The sequence below is a fragment of the Haladaptatus sp. genome (assembly GCF_049589095.1).
GTDB lineage: Archaea > Halobacteriota > Halobacteria > Halobacteriales > Haladaptataceae > Haladaptatus.
On record NZ_JBAWAC010000028.1, the window covers coordinates 1 to 2,358 of the forward strand.

Consider the following 2,358-nt stretch of genomic DNA (forward strand, 5'->3'; position numbering starts at 1 on the left):
TCTCGGTCATCGTCACCATCTCCAAGTCCGGGAAGCCGAACTGGCCGAGCACGGTCGAATAGCCGCTCATGTACGCGGCGTCGAGTCCGGCCATCTCCGCCAGTCGGGCGTCGAGGGCGTGATAGAGCCCGGGTGCGAAGACGTAGTTCTGGTCGTTCAGCATCTCTCGGAGTTCCTTTCCGGCGCGGTTCTCGATGTCTCTCGTCGGTGTTTCGGGTTTCATCTGTCGTCCTGTAGGGTGGCTTCGATTCGGTCGAGTTGTGCTCGGAGCGTTCGGAGTTCGCGCGTGAGTTCCGGCAGCGTCTCCGTTCGCTCGGCGGTGCGATAGCCCGTTCGTCGTCCGGTCGTCGGTCGGTACGGGGTTGGTTGGCGCTCGGTCTCGGGGATGAGCGGAACGAGCGGTGCTTCCTCTTCGGTGCGGTCGTAGCGTGTTCGGTCGGTCATATACGTCGTATTGTTCGGTTGAATTTCGTGGGGCGAGTCGTTCTGCGAGCGGTTCCGTCGTGTGCCGATGGGTGTGCTGTGTGTACGGACATGTGTTTCACTGCAGTTCTGGCGAGGATAGTACCGACAATAAACATTATGATTTATAATGATAATATTCATTAATGAGGTTTAACGACCCAAGGCCATTCAAGGGAGTATTAGTGTCGCGTGGTACCACATGACGTTCTCATCCCTGATTTCGGCTTCCCGTGCGCTTATCTCCGTTCGTCCCCGAGTTATTGTATGAAACGAAGGTGGGAGCGTGCGGAATAGGGTTCCCCGCCGATGGTGGCTCCTTCGGATGCTGTTGCTGTTCGCGTTCCTCGCCGGGGGGCGAGGAGTTCTCGGCGGCAAAAAACTGCAGGACGTGCCGTACGTCCCCGGGACGAACAACACGCTCGTGCTCGTCGCGCTCGTCGGCGCTGTCGTCCTCATCGGCGGCGTTCTCGCGTATCGAGCGGGAGCGCTGCCGGGAACGTCTTCGGCATCCGAAACCGAAACGGACGCGCCGGAGGACGGGTACAACTGTCGATACTGCGGGCGGAACTTGGAGCGGTACCGCAACCGGTGTCCCTACTGCGAAACGCGCGACCCGGTCGGTAACGAGGACTGGTAACCGGATTTTTGGGAGGGGTACGAACGGCCGGGAAGTTGTTGGGCCGTTGGGATTATGCGCGTCCCTCCCGATACACTATTCTCATGGAGAGACGACAGTTTCTCGAACGATTGGGGGGAGTAGTGGCCGGAATCGGTGTCGTTGGGGGGGTAGCCGACGGCGCGCAATCGGACGTGTACCGGAAACCGGTCATCACGTCATCGCTGATTCGTGAATGGACGCTCGAAGACGAGCGGACGGACAAAACGCCGATTCAGCAGGCGGATACGTCACTCGGTGATGCCTACACGAGCACGCTCATTTACAGAGACGCACAACTCGCATCGGTGCTCGACAAGTACGTCAGCGGAAATTTCGACGGTATCGTCGGCGCGTTCATGGCGACACGCGTCACGTTCGACTCCCCGGTTGCAATCTTCGCCCAGCCATCGCTGGTCGCCGGAATCGCAAAGCGGCGATTCGAGGAGACGTTGAGTAGCCTCGGTTTTTCCGACATCCGCGAGCGCTCCGCGTCGGAACGCGAGACGACGAACGAACAGGCCATCGCGGAGTACGAAGCCTACTACGACGCGAGCAAGTACATCACGCGACCGAACTCGCCCGTCTACGCCCTTCCGTCCGTCACGTCTGACGGGCGCGTGAAGACGGTCCTGTATCTGGAGGTGTTGAAACCGGGTGAGACGCTCCTGATAACGTCGGGTATTCGCCCGACGAATCGAATGCTACGTGACGTGTTCCACCGTGATCCGAACGCGTACCGGGCGGAACTCATCCGACTGATGCACAGCGTGAAGTAGGAAAACGGCGAAAAGCCTGAAATCCATCGAGTTCGATACGCAAGCGATGGCCAATTCTCCCGCTTCGGAGCGTCGATTTCTCCCGTTCTTCAGGCGCTACACGAAGACGTGGGTTCACGCGGTGGCGACAGCGGGACTGACCGCGTTCGGCACGTTGACCTTCGTGAATCAAGGTTTCGCGTTCGTCGCCGTCGCCATCTACGTCCTCCCGCCAGTCGTGCTCTACCTTCGCGGCGCGAATCCCGGCGTCGAAGGCGGCGTCGTTTCCCCGGAACGCGGCGACGGGGAGGCCACGAAAATCGACCCGGACGAGGATGACGGGAGGGAAGTGGATGGCAAAAGGGGGGATGACGGGAAGGACGAACGCGAGCGCGAACCCATGCGGAAATCCAACTCTTCGAAGGAACCCGAACCGGCGGGAGGATCCGAACCACTGAAGGGGTCCGACCCCTCGAACTC

At 60.1% G+C, this 2,358-nt stretch carries 3 protein-coding genes and 2 pseudogenes; 3 read left to right on the forward strand and 2 right to left on the reverse strand.

All coding sequences use genetic code 11. The annotated features are described in order from the left end of the window. Positions 1–223: pseudogene (locus tag WBV42_RS01015) on the reverse strand (isocitrate lyase); the annotation flags it as partial. Further along, positions 220–444 carry a hypothetical protein gene (locus WBV42_RS01020; protein WP_423984394.1) on the reverse strand — a complete coding sequence of 75 codons (225 nt, stop codon included), beginning with the start codon at positions 442–444 and terminating at the stop codon, positions 220–222. The gene WBV42_RS01020 and the pseudogene WBV42_RS01015, both read right to left, overlap by 4 nt. A 304-nt stretch (positions 445–748) precedes the next feature. Between WBV42_RS01020 and WBV42_RS01025 the strand changes: the two genes are divergently transcribed. The 3 genes and pseudogenes from WBV42_RS01025 to WBV42_RS01035 form a co-directional block, all read left to right on the forward strand. After that, the gene (locus WBV42_RS01025) at positions 749–1,102 is read left to right on the forward strand and encodes a hypothetical protein (protein ID WP_253228525.1); all 354 of its coding nucleotides are present in this window, start codon (positions 749–751) and stop codon (positions 1,100–1,102) included. An 83-nt stretch (positions 1,103–1,185) separates the two neighbouring features. Continuing rightward, the gene (locus tag WBV42_RS01030) at positions 1,186–1,899 is read left to right on the forward strand and encodes a hypothetical protein (RefSeq protein ID WP_423984395.1); all 714 of its coding nucleotides are present in this window, start codon (positions 1,186–1,188) and stop codon (positions 1,897–1,899) included. Between the two features lie 46 nt (positions 1,900–1,945). Further along, positions 1,946–2,358, forward strand: a pseudogene (locus tag WBV42_RS01035) (hypothetical protein); the annotation flags it as partial.

What these genes read in the sequence shown, in the direction of transcription:
- WBV42_RS01020 (WP_423984394.1), bottom strand. Translation starts at nt 444, where the DNA reads ATGACCGACCGAACACGCTACGACCGCACCGAAGAGGAAGCACCGCTC.
- WBV42_RS01030 (WP_423984395.1), top strand. Translation starts at nt 1,186, where the DNA reads ATGGAGAGACGACAGTTTCTCGAACGATTGGGGGGAGTAGTGGCCGGA.